This is a genomic window from Rhodococcus jostii RHA1 (genome assembly GCF_000014565.1).
In the GTDB taxonomy this organism is placed as follows: domain Bacteria; phylum Actinomycetota; class Actinomycetes; order Mycobacteriales; family Mycobacteriaceae; genus Rhodococcus_F; species Rhodococcus_F jostii_A.
Genome location: NC_008268.1, coordinates 7775483 through 7793587 on the forward strand (window position 1 = coordinate 7775483; position 18105 = coordinate 7793587).

Genomic DNA, 18105 nt, shown 5'->3' on the forward strand with positions numbered 1-18105 from the left:
CGTTCGTATAGGAGGTGAGGGCCGGCCATATCCGAAGGCGCCGGCTGTCCGATCCGAGGAGGAACCCGAGATGACCCAGTACCTGTTGAGCGTGTACCAACCCGACGGACCCGCTCCCGAACCCGACGTCCTCGCGAAGATCGGCGACGATCTCGACGCCCTCAACCAGGAGATGGTGTCCGCGGGCGCGTGGGTGTTCAGCGGGGGACTGTGCGCCCCCACCACCGCGACCGTGCTGCGGGCCCGGGGCGGTGACGTGCTCGTCACCGACGGCCCGTACACCGAGGGCAAGGAGCATCTCGGCGGATTCACCATCGTCGAGGCGCCCGACCTGGACGCCGCCCTCGAATGGGGTCGCAAGCTCACCCGGGCGACGACCCTCCCGATCGAGGTCCGGCCGTTCGCTCACCACGACGGAGCCGGCGACTGACGTGGTCGGGTCCGCCGACATCGAACACGTGTTCGTTGAAGAACACGGTCGCGCGGTGTCCGTCCTGGTCGGGGTGTTCGGCGACATCGACATCGCCGAGGACGCCGTCCAGGATGCGTTCACCGAGGCGGTGCGGCGCTGGCCGTCGTCCGGGCTGCCGCCGAGCCCGGCCGGATGGATCATCACCACCGCCCGGCGCCGCACGATCGATCGGCTCCGGCGCGAGGCCTCCCGGCACGACCGCCACGCGCAGGCCGCCCTGCTGCTCGCCCGCGACGAACCGGTGGAGGAGGGCGTCGTGCACGACGACCGGCTACGCCTGATCTTCACGTGCTGCCACCCGGCGCTGGCCCCCGCCGCCCAGGTCGCGCTGACCCTCCGCCTCCTCGGCGGGCTCGGCACCGCGGAGATCGCGCGCGCATTCCTGGTCGCCGAGCCCACCATCGCGCAGCGCCTGGTCAGGGCCAAGGGGAAGATCCGGGACGCCCGGATCCCGTACCGGGTGCCGAACGAGGCCGATCTGCCGGACCGCCTCCGCGCCGTCCTGGCCGTCGTCTATCTGATCTTCAACGAGGGATACACGGCCAGTTCGGGGGACTGGCTGACGCGAGCGGACCTGTGCGCCGAGGCCATCCGCCTCGGCCGGGTCCTGGCCGCGCTGATGCCCGACGAACCGGAGGTCACCGGGCTGCTCGCGTTGATGGTGCTGATCGAGTCGAGGCGAGACGCCCGCACCGACGGCGACGGCCGGCTCGTGCTCCTGCCCGATCAGGACCGCAGTCGGTGGGATCGTGACCTCGTCGCCGAGGGGCAGTCGCTGGTGCGGAAATGCCTGCGACGGAACACGCCCGGGCAGTATCAGATTCAGGCCGCGATCAACGCCGTCCACAGCGACGCGGCGACGGCCGCCGACACCGACTGGTGGCAGATCCTGCAGCTGTACGACCAGTTGATGCCGCTGGCGGCGAGTCCGGTGGTGGCGTTGAACCGGGCGGTCGCCGTGGCCGAGGTCAGGGGACCGGAGCAGGGGCTGGCCCTCGTCGACCAACTCGACCTCGACAACTACCACCTATACCACGCGGTGCGGGCCGATCTGCTCCGCCGCCTCGGACGTCCCGACGAGGCGGCGCGCGCCTACGATGCGGCGCGCGACCGCACCGAGAACGTGGCCGAGCGGGAATTCCTTCGGGAACAGCGCGATTCGCTCCGGTGATACGGGCTGCCGGTCAGAGACCCACCCCCGGTGGCAGGCACACCGAGCCGAAACACGTCTCCGTGCGCACAGTGACGGGGAGAGGGTCCGCCGTCGCCGGCTTCGCGTACGCGGTCTCCGGGAGCGGCGCCGAACCCCACACCTCGTCACCGGGGCCCGCGTTCTCACTGCAGATCCAGTGGATCAGGTAGTCGCCGTCGGGCACCGCGTCGAACACGAAGTCCCGCGGTCCCGGCCCGATCACCACATTCGATGCGTGGAACACCGCCACGGATTCGGGGTTCACGATGTCGTCCGCCGCATGCAGTCCGCCGAGTCCGCACACGATGTCCGCGCCGGTGTCGTTCGTGATCGTCGTCGTGACGGTGCTCCCGGCCACGGCGGCGGTGAGGGTCACATCGGGTGGGTCCGCGGCGGCGGGAGCGGCCAGGAACAGGGCGAGGGGGCCTGCGGCGATCAGCGTGACCGCGGCCCGGGGCACGAGTGTCATCAGCGGAACCTTCGTTCTCGGCGGTCTCACTCCGGACGTCGCGGTATTGATACCCGGCGTGTGGGCGTATAAACGGCGGCGGGCGACACGTCATGTTCCCCCGGTGGATCATTCGACGGCACCCGCCGGGGATCGGAGCATTCAGTGTCGGCGGCGTTTGGCGCGGGCGGCGAACTCGTCCAGCACCCGGACCACGTCCTCGGCCTGCCAGATCCGGTTCCGTCGCCCGTCGGTGATCTGGGCGAGGATCCCGGCGTCGACCAGGCGGTCGATCGCGATCTGCGCGTTGGCGCCGGTCACCCCGAGCGTCGATGTGACGAGCTTGTTGTCGACGACCGGTTGGCGAAGGAGCAAGTCCACCAGCCGGTGTACCGCCGCGCCGCGCCGCGCCGTCACTCGGGTGCGCCAGTCGGCTCGAACCGCTTCCAGGTCCTGGACGAGGGTGCGACCGTTGGCGACCGCACCGAACGATGCCTCCGCGATCGACCGGACGATCGGCTCGACGTTCCCGGACCGGTACTCGCCGAGTGCGTCGAAATACTCTGCGGTGTCGTGTAGGAGGCCCGCGGACACCGGAACGGGAACACTGCGGGTGAGCTGTCCGCCGCGCAGCATCGCCTGGATCAGGGCGCGTCCGACACGCCCGTTGCCGTCCGGGAACGGGTGGATGGTTTCGAACTGCGCGTGCGCGATCGCTATCTGCGCGATCACGGGCACATCGACGCGGTTGGCGAAGACGATCAAGTCGTCGATCAGTTCGGGAACCCGGTCATGGTGCGGGGGGACGAATTGCGCGGTGTGGGGTCCGAGGCTTCCGCCGCCGATCCAGACCTGCTGCTGCCGCCATCGACCGGCGATGTTCGGATCGCCGTTTTCGAGCAGCGCGCGATGCATCTGCAGGATCGCCTCGGCGTCGATGGAGTCGGACAACTCCAACGCGGCGTGCATGGCGCGGACGTTTCCGACGATCAGGCGGGCGTTGCGGGAGGCGTGCTCGCCGAGTTCGGCCAGCGCAATTTGCCGCGCCCCGCTGCTGAGGTTCTCGATCTCCGAGCTCGACGCACTCTCGGTGCGGAGCAGAATGGAGGCGAACGGGGCGGTGATGTGGCCGACTTCGACGTCGAAACGGGTGAGCTCGGTCGCAGCTTCCTCCGTCAGCGATTGCAGCTCGCCGCTCAGTGAGATGGACTGATCGGCAATGAACGCCGGTACTGCCGCACGGTAGGGGCCGGCAGTGAGGCGTCGCTCGCGCCGAGAGCCGTAGTCGCCGGCGGTGCTGGCCCAGGGATGCTGCTCGTAGGCGACAGGGGGCCACAACAGTCCGCCGTTAACCGATGCCACCCAGCCAGCATATCATTGGTTAATAAGTTATCCAATGGTATGGACCGCCGGTAGTCACGGTGTACAACGCGATCGGGCGCCAGATCTACGACTTCGGTTCCGGCGCCCAATCGCGTTCCCCGTGAATCTCGGTGTTCCCGCGGTCGTCACGTGCTGTCCGGCGTCGCCGGGACGCGGTGATTCGGCGACCGACGATTCCGTGTTGGGGTGCGAACAGATAGACCAGCGCGAATGCCGCGCCCTGGGACAGCACCACCATGCCGCCGCTGGCCGTGTCGAGGTGATAGCTCAGGTACAGGCCGATGACGGCGCAGGCCGCCGAGATCGCCGGGGCGATGACCAGCATCCGGTGGAAGCTGTCGGTCAGCAGGTACGCGGTGGCCCCGGGAATGATCAGCATCGCGACGACCAGGATGACGCCGACGGCCTGCAGGGCCACGACCGCCGTCAGGGCCAGCAGCCCCAGGAGCGCGGCCCCGAGCAGGCGCGGGTTCAGGCCGATCGCGTGGGCGTGGGTGGGGTCGAAGGCGTACAGGGTGAAGTCGCGGCGCTTGACGATCAGTGCGACGAAGACGACGGCCCCGAGTATGGCGATCTGGACGAGGTCGGACCGGCTCACGCCCAGCAGGTTGCCGAAGATGATGTGATTGAGGTCGGTTTGGCTCGGGGTGACCGAGACCAGCACCAGCCCGAGCGCGAACAGGGTGGAGAACACGATGCCGATCGCCGCGTCCTCCTTGACGCGGCTGGTGTCGCGGACCACCCCGATCAGTGCCACGGCCAGGAACCCGAAGATCACCGCGCCGATCGCGAACGGGGCACCGACGATGTACGCCAGGACGACGCCGGGCAGAACGGCGTGCGAGACCGCGTCACCCATCAGTGACCAGCCGATCAGAACCAGCCAGCACGACAGCACCGCGCACACCACGGCGGCGATCAGGGTGGTGATCAGCGCGCGGACCATGAAGTCGTAGCGCAACGGGTCGACGAAGAAGTCGATGACGTCCATTGATTCTCAGGTCCTTGTCATGACGTCGAGGCCGAAGGCGGCCGCCAGGTTCTCCGGTTGCAGCACGACCGTCGGGTCGCCGTGCATGAGGACGGTGCGCATCAGCAGGATCGCCTCGTCGGCCAGGGTGGGCAGCGCGTGCAGGTCGTGAGTGGAGACCAGGATCGCCGCACCCGCGGCGGCGAGTTCACGCAGCAGTGCGGTGATGGTGGCCTCGGAGCGTTTGTCGACCCCGGCGAACGGTTCGTCGAGGAGAAGGATGGTGGCGCCCTGTGCGATTCCGCGGGCGACGAAGGTGCGTTTCTTCTGGCCGCCGGACAGTTGCCCGATCTGCCGGTCCGCCAGTTCGGTCAGTTCGACGCGTTCGAGGGCGTGGTCGACGGCCTCGCGGTCAGCGCTGCCGGGACGCCGGGTCAGCCCCATGTGCCCGTAGCGGCCGGTCATCACCACGTCACGCACCGAGAGCGGGAACGTCCAGTCCACGTCCTCGCTCTGCGGAACGTAACCCAGCACACCGGTCTTGCGTGCCGCGACCGGCGCCGTGCCGTTGATGCGGACCGTGCCGGAGTCGGGTTTGACCGTGCCCATGATCGTCTTGAACAGAGTGGACTTTCCGGAACCGTTCATGCCGACGAGGCCACAGACGCGTCCGGGCTGCAGGGCAAGTGAGACCTGGTCGAGCGCAAGGACATCGCCGTAGTGGACGGTGACGTCCTGTACCTCGACGGTCGGCTGGGTGGTCATGATTGCTGCCCGTTCAGTGCGGAGGTGAGGGTGTCGGCGTCGTGCCGGATCAGATCGAGGTACGTCGGCACGGGCCCGTCCGCCTCGGACAGGGAGTCGACGTAGAGGGTGCCGCCGAACGCGGCGCCCGTGGCTTCGACGACGCGTTGCATCGGCGCATCCGACACCGTGGATTCGCAGAACACCGCCGGAACCCGGTTGTCCTTGACGAACTCGATCGTCGACGCGATCTGCTGGGGCGTGGCCTGCTGTTCGGCATTGACCGGCCAGATGTACTTCTCGGTCAGCCCGGCATCCCGGGCCAGATACGAGAACGCTCCCTCGCACGTGACCAGCGCCCGTTCGTTGACCGGCAGCGCTCCCAGCTCGGCGACCAACTCGTCCTGCACCTTCTGCAACTGCGCCTTGTACGCGTCGCCGTTGATGCGATAGTCGGCCGCATGGGCCGAATCGAGTTCGCTGAACACGGCGACCATGTTGTCGACGTAGATCTGCACGTTCAGCGGTGACATCCAGGCGTGCGGATTCGGTTTGCCCGCGTAGGCATCCTCGCCGATGGCGATCGGCTCGACGCCGTCGCTCACGACCACGTGCTCGACGTCCAAGCCGTCGACGAACTGGGCGAACCACGCCTCCAGGTTCATCCCGTTGTCGAGGATCAGGTCGGCCTCGGCTGCCTTCTTGATATCGCCCGGGGTGGGCTCGTATCCGTGGATTTCCGCGCCGGCCTTGGTGATCGACTCGACGGTCACGTGCTCGCCTCCGACGTTGGCGGCGATATCGGCGAGAACGGTGAACGTGGTCAACACCACCGGTTTGTCGTTTTCCGGCCCGTCACCCGTGCCGCACCCCGACAACATCAGCGCCGTGGCAAGCGCTGTCAGCACCGCGGCCGGCCGTCGTCGCACACCCACCCTGAAGCCCGTTGTTTTCACGGTCGAATCATAATGTTCGGCTTGCCGAAACCACAAGTGGTGGCATCCGCGTGACCACCCCTCGGGACGGTGCCCCCGAATGCGCCCACACCCGCCGCAGTCACGATCTCGGTCGACGGAAGTCGCCGTTGGTGCCCGTCTGGGAGCGCCGTGCCGCGACCGTGTCGGCGGTGGACCCGATCGTGGGCGCGAGCCGCCACAATCCAGCGGCGGCGAGAACGTGCCACAGCGCGTGGCCCTGCAGGACACTGCCCGTGCCGAGTAGCGCGCCGGACGCGAGAAGCAGTGCCGCGACGATGGTCGTGCGCCGCAGCTGCGGACGGACGCGGGCGCGTTCCAGACCGAGTCCCACCGCGACCGCGGCGAGTATGGCCTGCGCGGCCGTGGAGGCCGTCGGGCCGGCCGCGACCGCGGGGATCATCACGACCGGGACGACGAGCCACCACACCGGCGACAGCCGCCGGCCTAACCGGTCGGAGGCGGCGTCGACGGCGATGAAGGCTAGCAATGTCGCGATCGGGACGTCGTGGGCGTAGGCCTGCCATGGCGGGTTGGGTCCGTGCGCAACCAGCGACCCGGCGCCGACCGCGATGACGAGGAGGCCGTACGTCACGATCGGCGCACTGTGCGGACGACGCGCGACGACCGCGAGACCGGCGATCACGAAGGCGAGGCTGGTGACGGCGGCCGCCGGCTGCCCGATGAAACCCGCGTCTCGATACAGCTCGCAGGCGTTCGCCAGCATCATGTCTTAGAGGTTTCCAAAGAGGTCCGCCGGCCGCAATCGGGGTAGCGACGGCGGGCTGGCGGCCAGGCGGTGGTCGCGTGTGGACCGGAGTCGGTGTCGTGTCAGCTCGCCCGCGCGACGTCGGCTTCCGTGTCCTCGATGCGGCATTCGAGGTGGCGCAGTTGCGCGGTCGCGTTGCGGGCGGTGATCTGCTGGTGGGTGTTGGTCAGTTGGCCGCGCCAGGTACCGAGGAAGGTCCAGGCCCACGACAGCAGGGTCGCGAGGCGGCTGCGGAAGCCGACGACATAGACGACGTGCACGGCCAGCCACATTATCCACGCGAGGAAACCGGTCAGCTCGAGGCCGCCGATCTTGGCGACCGCCCTGAATCGGCAAATGGTTGCCATCGCGCCTTTGTCGCGGTACCGGAAGGGGTTCCGTTCCGGTACCGGGCGTCCTTTGGCTGCGGCGCAGACCTCGGCGGCGATCTGCTTCGCGGCGTAGCGGCCCCCTTGGATCGCGACCTGGGCGACGCCGGGGAGACGATCGCGCGACATCATGTCGCCGACAACGAACACATTCGGATTGCCCGGCAGGGTGAGGTCTTCGTCGACGGCGACCCGGCCTGCGCGGTCGATGTCGGCACCGGACTGTTCGGCGAGCCGGCGACCGAGGGGACTCGCTGCCACTCCCGCGGACCAGACCTTGCAGACGGACTCGATGCGGTGCTCGGTGCCGTCGGCATCACGAACGGTCAGTCCGTCGGCGTCAACGTCGGTCACCGACGCACCCAGCCGCACCTCGACGCCCAGCTTTTCGAGGGTTTCCGCCGCCTCGGAACCGAGGTTGTCCCCGAACGGCGGCAGTACCGCCGAGGCGGCGTCGAGCAGGACTATCCGCGCATCCCGGGGATCGAAATTGGAGTACGCCCCGACGAGTGTGCGGTGTGCGAGCTCGGCGATCTGGCCGGCCATCTCGACGCCGGTGGGGCCGGCACCGACCACGACGAAGGTGAGTAGGCGTGCCCGCTCCCGCGGGTCGGTGGTGACCTCTGCCTGCTCGAACGCGCCGAGGATCCGGCCGCGGAGTTCGAGGGCGTCGTCGATCGTCTTCATGCCGGGTGCGTGCTCGGCGAAGTGGTCGTTGCCGAAATAGGACTGCTGCGCCCCGGCGGAGACGATGAGGCTGTCGTATCCGGTGACGGTGATCTGCCCGAGGTGTTCGGACGTCACCGTACGTTCGGTCAGGTCGATGGTGGTGACGTCGCCGAGTCGGACGGCGGCGTTGGCTTGGTCCTTGAGGATCATCCGCGTCGAGGGGGCGATCTCGCCTTCGGAGAGGATACCGGTGGCCACCTGGTACAGGAGGGGTTGGAACAGGTGGTGGGTGGTGCGGTCGATCACCGTGACGTCCACCTCCGCGCGGCGGAGGGCCTTCGTCGCGAACAGCCCACCGAAGCCAGATCCGATGACGACGACGCGGTGGCGCGCGGGCGGGGACTGGGGGTTGCTCATGGTGAGCCTTTCCGATCACGCCCAGGGGCGACGATCTCGGTGTCGGGGGAGATGGATGTCGGGGTTCAGACCAGCAATTCGACTGACAGGCATCAATAGTGAACAAGCGGCGCAGGGAAGCCAAGGTGAGAGAACAAAATTCTCTAGACTGAGCCGGTGAAGAAGAATGTTTCAGGCGAGCCGTATGTCGAAGGCTCGGGATCGAATGATGTTCGAACGGGGGCGCCGATCGATGAGATCGACCGGATCCTCCTCGATCAACTCTCGCGCGACGCGCGTACCCCGAACAACGCCCTCGCCGCCCTCGCGGGCATCGCCCCCTCGACGTGCCTGGGCCGCGTGCGTTCCCTGATCGATCGCGGAGTGATTCGCGGCTTCCATGCCGACATCGATCCCGCCACCCTTGGCAGGGACCTGCAGGCAATGATCGCAGTTCGAGTACAGGCCAACGCAAGACAGCATCTCGGGCAGCTCGCCGAGCAACTCGCCACCCTCGACGAGGTGCTGAACGTGTACTTCATCGCCGGCGCCGACGACTACCTCATCCACGTCGCCACCGCGAGCAGCGAAGAGCTGAGGCGCTTCGTCCTCGACCACCTCAGCGCGCATCCCGCGGTCGCCTCGACGGAGACCATCCTGATCTTCGAGCACGTGCGCCCGCGGCACCGAGCGCCCCGGACCGAGCAGTCTTCGGGCCGTTGAGGGGGAGCGGAACTGCTTGGCGATGGATGTGATCGGGTGCGTCGGTCGGATGTTGTCTTTGCCGGTGGTTGGCGTGTCGTTGTCGTGGCGCTGTTCGCGCGTCCTGTTGTGGGGGGCGGGCGGGGTGTTGTCGGCGTCGGAGGAGGTCGGTGGCCGGCACGAGTTTTCGGACTCGATGTCGGGTATCAGTTGCTAAGATTTGGTGCGCCAATGGTATTCGCGCGATCGGCAATGGGGAGATGGCAGATCGCCGCACCGCCATCGTGCACCCGGCGAAGTCAATCAGGGATGGGTGGGATGGTCGGCTTCGCCGATGCGTATGCCATGTCAACGCCTGCGCTGTCTGCTCGCTGATCGGTGAGCATGTCCACGCCGCTCCTTTGTTGTGTAAGCGGGTGCACGGGCTTGCCGCTGATTGGTCTCCTCCTCGGAAGGAAGATCTCGGTACGGGGGCCTGTGTGACGCGGATAGTGCGTCGGTGGTCGCGGGGACGAGCATGTGGTGCTGGGAGAGTTCGTCGGGGTTGTTGATCTTCGTGGAGAACCAGGGCGGCAGTGTGGCCAGGACCTCGGTGAGGGTGAGGTGGTTGGTTCGGGCGAGCCGAGGTAGGTAGGAGCTCAGCGTTTGCCCTGTGATCGGTGCGACCGGCCGTGGCAGCACGACCGTGTGCTCGTCTGGACTGCCCGAGCGGGCGCGGGGGAGCCGGCTGTGCGGCGGGTGGCCGGAGCTGTTGCATCTCGCGGTTGGAGGTCGCTTTGCTGGCTTGGAATCGGAGTTCTTTCAACTCTTTGAACAGGGCGTGGGGTCGTAGCTGTGGGTCGTAGCTGTGGGTCGTCGGTGAGGTGCTGGCGGCTGTAGTCGGCCAGGGCGCCGGTGAGCAGGCGGGTGCGTGCGGTTCGGACTCCGGGTCTCGTGTGTCCGGTCAGGGAGGAGCGGTTCGTCGTCGGGCTGTAGCCGAGCTGCCCCGGCGATGGCGTTCACCGACCATCCGGCCTTGCCCAGGGCCGGTATCAGCTCGGCTCGATCGCGGGGCAGCATGTGGGACCTCGCCGCTTATCCGACGGGAGGGGCCGAGGATTCGGAGGTGATGTCGGCGTCGACGGCGTCCAGGGACTTCGTGGTGATTTTCTCGGTGCCGTCGAGGACGGTGTTGATGGCCGCGCTGCGGATCAGCCAGAGCAGGCTGCCGATCATTTGCGTGGGTGCGCCTGTGCAGGTAGCGGTCGAGCTCGGGCAGTGATCCAGGCCGGTGCCGGTGTAGTCGCAGACTGTCTTCCAAGGCGGCGATGAGCGCGGTCCATTGTTGGTCCTGGCTGAACGGACCGGTGCGGACCATGTTCGAATCGGCCGGCGATCTGCTCGCCGCGGGTGCCGGACAGCAGCCCGGTGCGTTCCAGGCTGGTCCCGGCATATGTACAGGTGGCTGGGGTCCTCTCGCTGAAGTATTTCAAGGTGTCGGATGCGTCGGCGCCCGCGCGGGTGCGGGTGCGGGTGTTGAGGTTATGGAGTTCGTCGACTGCGACGAGGGTGACGCGGGCGTCGCGGCTCACGCCGCAGACCGCGTCGGCGATGTCGGTGATGTTGGCGCGCCGCGAGATCGGCAGGTCGAAGAACCGCGCGAACTCCATCGCGATCATCTTCGGGGTGGCGGCGGGCGCGATGGTGATGTAGACGAGGGGAATGTCGTCCGCCGCGTGCGGGTGACGTCGCCGGTGGATCACCTCGACGGTCTTGCCGAGCTGGGTCAGTGCGGTGGTCTTACCGGTTCCGGCGGGCCCGGACACCATCAAGCCGCATCGCCCGGAGTGGGCGTTGCGGTTGAGCTGGACCAGGCGGCGACCGGAGGCGATGACCTGGCGGATCGTGGGTGTCTGGACCACCAGCAACCGGGAATGGTGATCGATGCGATCGTCGTCGTAGTAGTCGCGTTTGTCCTCGGCCAGGCCCGTCCACACCGCTGTGGGCAGCAGGTTCGGCGCGGTGTGCATCTCGGCGACGAAGCCGCGCCACCCGTCCAGCGCGGTCAGCTGCAGGTGTCCGTAGTCGGCATCACCGGATTCGTCATCGGATCCGTGACGGGCTGTGCGGGTCACCATCGCTTGTCCGCCTCGGCGCAGGGGTCGAAGATCGGCAGCGCTATCACCTTGGCGCCCGGACGAGTTGTTGCGGACCGGGTCCGGTTCCTCGTCGATGCTGTCCCGCGCAGCGGGCCGCGGTGGGATCGGGGCAGCCGGTGAGCTGGCCTTGGTGCGCGCGGCGACCCGGGGTGAGTTTCGCCGAGGCCTTTCCCTCACTGTCGGAAGGTCCTTGGTGGGCCCGTTTGAGCAGGTCGGCGACAGCGTCGGCGACTTCTTCTTCGGTCGCGCCCGGTAGGGCGCGGTGGGTGTGGCCCCAGGCCAGTTCCCCGAACGGTGCTGCGACGCGGTGCAGGTGCCTCCAGAACAGGGTGATCCAGCCGCCCTTCCAGTGGTTGCGGACCCAGACGCGTGAGAGGTCGTAGGGGTCGTAATGGATCTCCCAGAGATCCCGATGGTCGGTCACGCCGGATCGCTGGTGCCGCAGCGGGTTCAGGGCTTTGTCGTGGTAGGTGCGATGGCTGATCTTCACGCCGTAGGCGTTGACCGCCCGCCAGGTCGCGGGCAGCAGTTCGACGTAGTCGTCCGCCGACAGTGCGACCGGGACATAGCCTGCGGTTTCGATGAGCGCGGCGTATTTCTCGTTCGGGCTGAACATCCGTCCCGGATGGACGGGGTCGCCGAGCCCGTCGTGGGGCCGGTTCTGCCAGGCTGCCACGAGCCACTCGTCCAGCAGCTCCTGCAACTCCGTCACCGACCACACCGCTTGCTGCTCGACGTGGCGGCCCCGGCGTTCGGCGTTGAATCCGGTGTAGCCCGCGACGAACTGGGCGAACAGCGTGCCGACCGAGCCGAGCATCCGCTCGATATGCCCCTTTTCCCAGCCGGATGCGTCGTGGACGGGCTGGAAGTTGATGCCCAGGAAGTTGCAGGAGGCCCGGAAGTTGCGGGAGATGAACACCTTTCCCTGGTCGACCACGATCGTCTCGGGAATGACGACCGGCCGGGCCGCGGCGTGCTGCATACGGGCATCGATGTCCAGCAGCCGCTCGAACGGCAGCGCCGACCGCGACATCGCCAGCGCCTGCGACCAGCCCGGCCGCATCGGTTCAGGCGTGACGGTGCGGGCCAGCAACACGCTCACGTCCACCGACTTGGTCGTCGGAGGCAACACCGCCGCGGTCACGGTCCTGGTCGCGACATCGATCATGCCGGTCAAATCGATCCGGCCCGTAACGCCGTCGTCCAGGCGGACCAGCACGTCCAGCGGGGTGCAGTCGATCTGCATCACCTCACCCGGCGCCCACGCGTCCGCCTCGCCGAACGGCCCGTCCGGGCGGTCGGCCAGCGACCGGCGGGTGCGGGCAGATCCCGTGGTGTGCTTGCCCACCGCCAGCTTCTCCAGCAACCGGTAAAGACTGCGCAGCGACGGCAACCGAACGGCCCCCCGGACCGTGGGCGGCCTCCAGGATCTGGCCGGTCCGCCAGAACAGGTAGGTGGCCGTGCGGGAGGACTCCTGCGTCGCCTCGGCGATCGCTTGTTGCAGCGCCTCCACCACCAGCGGATCGGCCCGCCCGTGCGCGGTGACGGGCTTGTCGATCCGATGATCGCGCTCGCGGTCACCGGACGACCGGCCCCGGTCAGCTCCGCGGCCTTGGCCTGCTCGCGGCGGGTCAGCGACACCCGCTCCGGGTCGTACTCCCGTTTCGGCCTGGTCCCCGCCGGGGCCTGCGGCGGCACCCCGCGCAACACCTCGACGATGTGCTGTTCCCACCACAACGCCTCCGCCGCCACAGCTTCCGGCACACCGTCCAACAGCGTGGACGGGGGAACCGGAGCCTGCGCCGGCGCACTCACCGCCTCGAAGTCTCCGGCCGCCAATAAGTCGGTCAGGCCAACCTCGGCGACTTGACCGCCGGTGTCCGCCAGCTGTATTCGTGTTCCCGACACCGCGATCACCGTGTGCAACGTTCCCGCCAGCCGCACGCGATCACCGATCGACAACCGCGCAGGCCGCCGAGGCGCAGATCCCCCGCTCACCGAGCACCACCGACCGAACCCACAGTCGCCACCAGAGTGGTCGGGCCCAGCCTGGCGGCCGCCAGATCGGCCACCAGCTCCTGCTGCCACATCAGGTGAAACAGTCCTGGCAGCACCGCGATCCGGTCTCCGGCACGCTCGGCGGTCGCCAGCAGCGGCGCCGGTGACGCGAACACCTCCCGCAGCCGCTGCCCGATCTCGGCCCGGCCGGCGCACCGCGGATGCCGGTAGCGTGCCAGCCACCGCACGTTCCCCGCCAGCATCGGATCCAGCACCCCACTCGCCGATATCGCCAGCCGACCACCTGCTCACACGCCTGCGCCGTGACCGTGAACGCTTCGGCGTCCCTCGGCTCGATCGCGTCATCGGCGCGGACATCGATCACCACACCCGACCCGTCGACCACGCGAGCGAAATAGTCCGGGGCATGGCGGCGCTGGCGTCTGCCATCGCTCCAGTGCAGCCAGAACGGCTGCGACGCGATACCGACGACGTCCCGATCGAAATCGAGCGCGCGGACACGATCGCGCTCCAGCCAGGACTCGTAACCCACATGGTGGCCGGTTGTCACCGACCACCACCACCCGGGGAAATGACCGAGCCCACGCGACCAGCGGAACGTCCGCACCGGCGCGGCCTGCTCCAGCGTCAAGTGACCGCACTGCCCCAGCCGCACGAATCGATCCCCGCCCACTGCATCGCGCAGCCCCAGCGTGAACCCGAAATCGTCGGTCCGGAACACGATCCAGCGCCAGCACAGCGTCGCCCACCTGATCAGCGCTCGCTCAGCCGTTCCTCCGCAGCCCGGGCGATCGTGTCGCCGAGTGCCTTCCCTGGGGCGCTCGCGGAGTCGGGAATCATGATGTCGACCGCGCGCCCGTCGGGGTGATCCGGGGTGACGTCGCCGGTGGGGCGCCATCCGCCGAGGGTGGTGATCTCGGGGAAGGCCGCCGCGATTGTGCGCATGATGCGGATCGAGTCGATCTGCATGTGCGCTTGGCTGCCTTTGTCGGCGGGCAGCGGCGGTAGCTCTTCGTCGGTGGAACGAACTCGGCTTCGGAGGTCGTGCGGTGTTTGCGGCGTCGCTGCGGACCGGCGGGTTCGTCGCTGCGGGCCGGCGGGTTCGTCGACGACGGGTGGTTCGGTGGGAGGGGGGTGCCGCGGGTGTCCTGGGCGGTTCGACGGGCGGCGGGCTGGCCCCGGGCCCCGGGCCCCGGGCCCCGGGGATCGGGGATCGGGGGCCGGGCTGGGTGTTGTGGTGCCGGTTCGGCCGGCGGGGTCGTGGGGGCGTTGCGCATCGCCGCGGCGCGGGAGGGAGGCGGGGCTTCCGGCGGCAGGACCGGCGGCTGCGGCTCGTCGAAGTTCGGGTCGAGCACCGGCGGCGATGTCCTTGTTCGGGCTGATCGGATTTCACCGTCGATCTTCGGTAGTGGACAGGTCGAGCACCGGCGGGCCGGGGCCGGGGCGCTCTGTCCGGGTCTGAGGCGGTCGTGGTGCCACCACGTCGTTCCATGCCGCGATGAACACGGAAAGTGCGGGGGTCGGTCGGCGTTGATGTATCGGTGATCGTGGTGGTGAGAGAGACGGTGAGCGTGAGCATCACGGCCAGTGGTGTGAAGCCCGGAGGGACGTCGATGATCATGCGGGCGACGACGAAGGCCGTGACCGCGATCGTTGCATTCACCCCGACGGCGGAGTACCGGATGCGAGTCGGGGGAGGGTTCTGCCCGCGGGGGCCGAGGTAGTGCGCGTCTACGCGGGTAGAGCGGGTCGGTCGGCGTTTACGTGCTCACTCCCTTCGAGGATGTGTTCGCAAGGGACGAGCACGCGTGAGACGTCGACGCCGAAGAGGCTGAGGGAAAAGGTTCCGAGCCCGTTCATTGTGTTCTGGCTACCGGCGAGCACGAAGAAGGTGATCGCGGCGACAGATCGGTCCGCCGACGGTCGGCACCTTCGAGAAGTTGCTTGTGGCGGGCTCCGAGTGTGATCGCGCAGGCAACCAGCGGGGAAGATCACCGGCGAAGACGTTGTCGCCGATCCAGTCCTCGAGGTTGTTGGTGTTCACCTCGGTTTCCGGAGCAAGAAAGTGATCACCGATGTGGGGGTGTGTGGGTGAAGCGAGTGCGGCGTCGACGACGGTGGACGCAACACAGATGGGGTTCTTCTCGGGTCGGATCTGGCGAGAGCACTTGAAATGTGGTGCGGGCGACGTGAAGAAAGATCGCGTGCCGACGTCAACGGGGTATGTGGATAGCTTCCTTGGGCGAAGGCGCAGCGGTGGTCGTCGGCGCAGCGGGGGTGCGTGCTTTTCGGCCATCTGGTGACCCACGCATGGGCTGGGCGCGGGCATCGGTTGCGTGGGCGGTGAGGGTGTCGCGCGTGGACCTCTGACGGGTGGTGGGTGGTTCGGTGTGCGCTTGACCCCCTCTCGGTCAGAGATCGGGGCCCGCCGAGCACCGCAACGGGCCGCCCGGTGGGGTGGTGCCCGGAGAACCCGGCGGAGCAACGGTGGCGGCAGGGCCGTGGAAGCGCGAAATTCAGCGCTGCAATGTGGTGCCGGACCGCCCGTGTTCAGGCGCACACGAGTGCGCGTCTTATTGCCCTCGAAATGGGGATCGAACAGGTGGTGCTGCGGCACCGATCGGAGGGTGCTCTGTCGTGGCATGAGAACGGGCGTCCGAATCGAGCGTCCGGAAAAGCGGGGGAACCCCACCCCCTTCGGGGGTCACTCCCCCCGGCCCTTCGGGCCTAGGGGGGAGTGTACTACTAGAAATTGCGCCGCGCCAACCTATTTCGGGACGCCCCATGTCACACGCCTGCGGCGGTGCTGTGTCGACCGCGCAGCGGGGCGCCGGTTCGGCGCGCCCTTCGTGGACTCGCCGCGCCGGCATCGGGACCGCGTCGACCGCCGCACCGACCCTGCCGGTATCGCTCGCGGAGAGGCGTCTCACACGCGTGCTCGGACGTGCTCGCCGCAGCGGTCGAATCACCGTCGAAACGCCCGGAACTCGACCGCTCATTCGACCGCTGATTCGAGCGCTCTGCGACGGGGGTCCGTGACCGCTGATTCGAGCGCTCTGCGACGGGGGTCCGCGACTGCTGTTCGGAGCGCTGCGGCGGGCGGGTCCGCGGCCGCACCCGCACCGTTCCGGCACCGTGCGGCGAACACCGCCGACACAGCGAACGAGTCCCCTGGATGCCTGCTTCGCCACGGCGTGCGATGCGGCACACACCGGGTCTCGGTGAGCGGCGCGCGGACCGCTGGGGTCCGGGGGTCGCCGGGATGCTCTACGTGGGGCACCGACAGGCTCGGGACGATTCGTCGAACGCGCCGCTCGGAAGTTATCCACATACCCCGTTGAACCCGGCGCGCGTTTGTTGCCACAGTGCTCCCGCATCACTCCCGCAGTGGTGTCGGGCCGAGCGAAAGGAGCCCGCGGTGAACGCACGTCGTGACCCGGTCGAGGACTGGGTGGTTCAGCAGTACCGCGAGATCTTCGGCGACTGCGACACCGCACGCGCAGGCACGCAGGTCGATTCGGCCGCCCGACCGGGCGCGCATCGGCCGGTTCACCCCCACCTCACCGATCGCTGGGGCCGGCGCCGCCGCGGCGGTGTACGCGCCACGGCTGCTGCCGGCCGTCGACGGCAACGAGACCGCGACCGACGTCCCTCACCCAGCTGCACGGCTACCAGTGGCCCGTTGCTCGCTGGCGCTGCCGCACTGTGCGCGCTCGATGTGTCCCGCTACCGCGCGCACAAGTCGACTCGGATGCTCGAATCCGTGGTGCGTCAGACCACCGGTCACCGTCGCCGGAAGGTCATCGTGTCACTGGCTCCCCGGCGACGGACCGTCTGCCGGGCGGCGATCACACTGCACCCCGGCACCGTGATCCGGCCGAAGGCGTTTTCACGAGCTGACCCGGGCAATCGAGGAGGCATTCGCTGGCCGCGGCAAGTGGGAGGTCCGCGTCGAGCATGAGGGGCACAGGAATCGAATCCTCATCACCCGCGCCGAAGTCATCCCCGACACTCGCTCCGCGCGGCACAAGGCGCTGCAGGCGGCGCTCGATGCCGGCGCAATCCTCAAGGACGCGAGGGTCACCGTCGACTCGGTCGACGAGTACGGCGTCGAGAACGGCTCGAGAACGGCGTCGAGAGCACGTTCGAGCCGTCGATGAACTCCGGTGCCCGCGGCTTCCAAGCGAAGGTCGACGAAGCCCTGGCATCTCTTGCGGGCGTGCACGAGTCCGGCCGGACCTGGACCACGGAGTGGACCCCTTCGCAGGGCCCCCCTGGTGATGCGGCTCGTGGCTGCGGTGCCGACCGGGGTGGAGTACCCGTTCGCCCTGGTCGGCGCGGACCTGCGGCACCTGCCGTATGCGACCGGCGCGGCGGACCTGACGATGTTCTGGGATGTGTCGACGCGTTCGAACCGGCCGCATTGCGTGATCGTGGGCCCGACCGGCGGTGGCAAGGGGTTCGTGATCCGCACGGTTGCTGACCGAGGCGGTGCGCCGTGGCATCCCGTTCGTCGGTGTCGATCCGAAGATGATCGAACTCGACGGCACTCGAGGGTTACCCCGGTTGTGGCGCGATGGTGTAGGACGCGCTCCGCGCGGCAATGTTCGTGCGTGCGCTGCACACCGAGATGATGGCCCGCAACGCCTACATTCACCACAAGAAGATCGAGGGCTCGCAGCTACCGCTGATGATCGCGGTCCTCGACGAGTTCTTCATTCTCTCCGGCAAGTGGCAGCGGCTGGCGAAGACGGGTGACGACGCGACCCGAGAGCAACCCGAGAGCGACTCGAGGAACTCGACCCGAGAGCGGAGAGCGACCCGAGAGTGACTCGAGAGCGACTCGAGGAACTCGACCCG

The 18105-nt window shown here is 68.3% G+C and carries 18 protein-coding genes and 1 pseudogene; 5 read left to right on the forward strand and 14 right to left on the reverse strand.

Annotation, left to right across the window (positions count from 1 at the left end):
- Window positions 1-70 precede the first annotated feature (70 nt).
- Together RHA1_RS35465 and RHA1_RS35470 are read left to right on the forward strand one after the other, a co-directional pair.
- Window positions 71-430: a YciI family protein gene (locus RHA1_RS35465; protein ID WP_005255108.1), complete on the forward strand. Its 360-nt coding sequence runs from the start codon at window positions 71-73 to the stop codon at window positions 428-430.
- A 1-nt stretch (window position 431) separates the two neighbouring features.
- Window positions 432-1643, forward strand: coding sequence for an RNA polymerase sigma factor (locus tag RHA1_RS35470; RefSeq protein WP_011598934.1), 1212 nt, complete (start codon window positions 432-434; stop codon window positions 1641-1643).
- A 13-nt stretch (window positions 1644-1656) separates the two neighbouring features.
- Here RHA1_RS35470 and RHA1_RS35475 read toward each other — a convergent pair whose 3' ends face one another.
- From RHA1_RS35475 to RHA1_RS35505, 7 genes are all read right to left on the reverse strand, one after another.
- On the reverse strand, window positions 1657-2133 hold the full coding sequence (locus RHA1_RS35475; RefSeq protein ID WP_011598935.1) for a hypothetical protein: 477 nt from the start codon (window positions 2131-2133) through the stop codon (window positions 1657-1659).
- 141 nt (window positions 2134-2274) lie between these two features.
- Window positions 2275-3474: a Fic family protein gene (locus RHA1_RS35480; RefSeq protein WP_011598936.1), complete on the reverse strand. Its 1200-nt coding sequence runs from the start codon at window positions 3472-3474 to the stop codon at window positions 2275-2277.
- Between the two features lie 85 nt (window positions 3475-3559).
- A complete protein-coding gene (locus tag RHA1_RS35485) occupies window positions 3560-4486 on the reverse strand; it encodes a metal ABC transporter permease (RefSeq protein WP_011598937.1) in 927 nt (308 codons plus the stop codon).
- 6 nt (window positions 4487-4492) lie between these two features.
- Complete coding sequence (locus tag RHA1_RS35490) at window positions 4493-5230, reverse strand: metal ABC transporter ATP-binding protein (RefSeq protein WP_011598938.1); 738 nt, start codon at window positions 5228-5230, stop codon at window positions 4493-4495.
- Window positions 5227-6090, reverse strand: a complete 864-nt coding sequence (locus tag RHA1_RS35495; RefSeq protein ID WP_192815037.1) for a metal ABC transporter substrate-binding protein — start codon at window positions 6088-6090, stop codon at window positions 5227-5229. The genes RHA1_RS35490 and RHA1_RS35495 overlap by 4 nt, the downstream gene beginning before the upstream one ends.
- Window positions 6091-6265: 175 nt before the next feature.
- Window positions 6266-6913, reverse strand: a complete 648-nt coding sequence (locus RHA1_RS35500) for a hypothetical protein (protein ID WP_011598940.1) — start codon at window positions 6911-6913, stop codon at window positions 6266-6268.
- Window positions 6914-7014: 101 nt separating this feature from the next.
- Entirely contained in the window at window positions 7015-8406 is a 1392-nt protein-coding gene (locus tag RHA1_RS35505; protein WP_011598941.1) for an NAD(P)/FAD-dependent oxidoreductase, read from the reverse strand.
- Window positions 8407-8562: 156 nt separating this feature from the next.
- On the opposite strand from RHA1_RS35505, the gene RHA1_RS35510 reads away from it, so the two are divergent.
- A complete protein-coding gene (locus RHA1_RS35510; RefSeq protein WP_011598942.1) occupies window positions 8563-9108 on the forward strand; it encodes an Lrp/AsnC family transcriptional regulator in 546 nt (181 codons plus the stop codon).
- Window positions 9109-10161: 1053 nt separating this feature from the next.
- Here the strand turns inward: RHA1_RS35510 and RHA1_RS50750 are convergent.
- The 7 genes and pseudogenes from RHA1_RS50750 to RHA1_RS52310 all read right to left on the reverse strand — a co-directional run bounded on the left by RHA1_RS50750 (window position 10162) and on the right by RHA1_RS52310 (window position 15289).
- Window positions 10162-10302, reverse strand: coding sequence for a hypothetical protein (locus tag RHA1_RS50750; protein WP_167540914.1), 141 nt, complete (start codon window positions 10300-10302; stop codon window positions 10162-10164).
- Window positions 10299-11204: an AAA family ATPase gene (locus RHA1_RS35515; protein ID WP_011598943.1), complete on the reverse strand. Its 906-nt coding sequence runs from the start codon at window positions 11202-11204 to the stop codon at window positions 10299-10301. Before RHA1_RS35515 ends, RHA1_RS50750 begins: the two co-directional genes overlap by 4 nt.
- 43 nt (window positions 11205-11247) lie before the next feature.
- Window positions 11248-13224 carry a Mu transposase C-terminal domain-containing protein gene (locus tag RHA1_RS35520; protein WP_202800454.1) on the reverse strand — a complete coding sequence of 659 codons (1977 nt, stop codon included), beginning with the start codon at window positions 13222-13224 and terminating at the stop codon, window positions 11248-11250.
- On the reverse strand, window positions 13221-13487 hold the full coding sequence (locus RHA1_RS52300) for a hypothetical protein (RefSeq protein WP_237727035.1): 267 nt from the start codon (window positions 13485-13487) through the stop codon (window positions 13221-13223). The genes RHA1_RS35520 and RHA1_RS52300 overlap by 4 nt, the downstream gene beginning before the upstream one ends.
- Window positions 13488-13558: 71 nt before the next feature.
- Window positions 13559-13966: pseudogene (locus tag RHA1_RS52305) on the reverse strand (TnsA-like heteromeric transposase endonuclease subunit); the annotation flags it as partial.
- A 32-nt stretch (window positions 13967-13998) separates the two neighbouring features.
- Complete coding sequence (locus RHA1_RS35525; RefSeq protein ID WP_009472511.1) at window positions 13999-14214, reverse strand: VldE C-terminal domain-containing protein; 216 nt, start codon at window positions 14212-14214, stop codon at window positions 13999-14001.
- Window positions 14215-15115: 901 nt separating this feature from the next.
- Window positions 15116-15289, reverse strand: coding sequence for a hypothetical protein (locus RHA1_RS52310; RefSeq protein ID WP_237726815.1), 174 nt, complete (start codon window positions 15287-15289; stop codon window positions 15116-15118).
- A 1374-nt stretch (window positions 15290-16663) separates the two neighbouring features.
- On the opposite strand from RHA1_RS52310, the gene RHA1_RS52315 reads away from it, so the two are divergent.
- Together RHA1_RS52315 and RHA1_RS52320 are read left to right on the forward strand one after the other, a co-directional pair.
- Window positions 16664-17206 (forward strand): hypothetical protein, encoded by a 543-nt coding sequence (locus tag RHA1_RS52315; protein WP_167540966.1) that lies wholly within the window; start codon window positions 16664-16666, stop codon window positions 17204-17206.
- A 642-nt stretch (window positions 17207-17848) separates the two neighbouring features.
- On the forward strand, window positions 17849-18076 hold the full coding sequence (locus tag RHA1_RS52320) for a hypothetical protein (protein WP_011593342.1): 228 nt from the start codon (window positions 17849-17851) through the stop codon (window positions 18074-18076).
- Window positions 18077-18105: the final 29 nt, after the last annotated feature.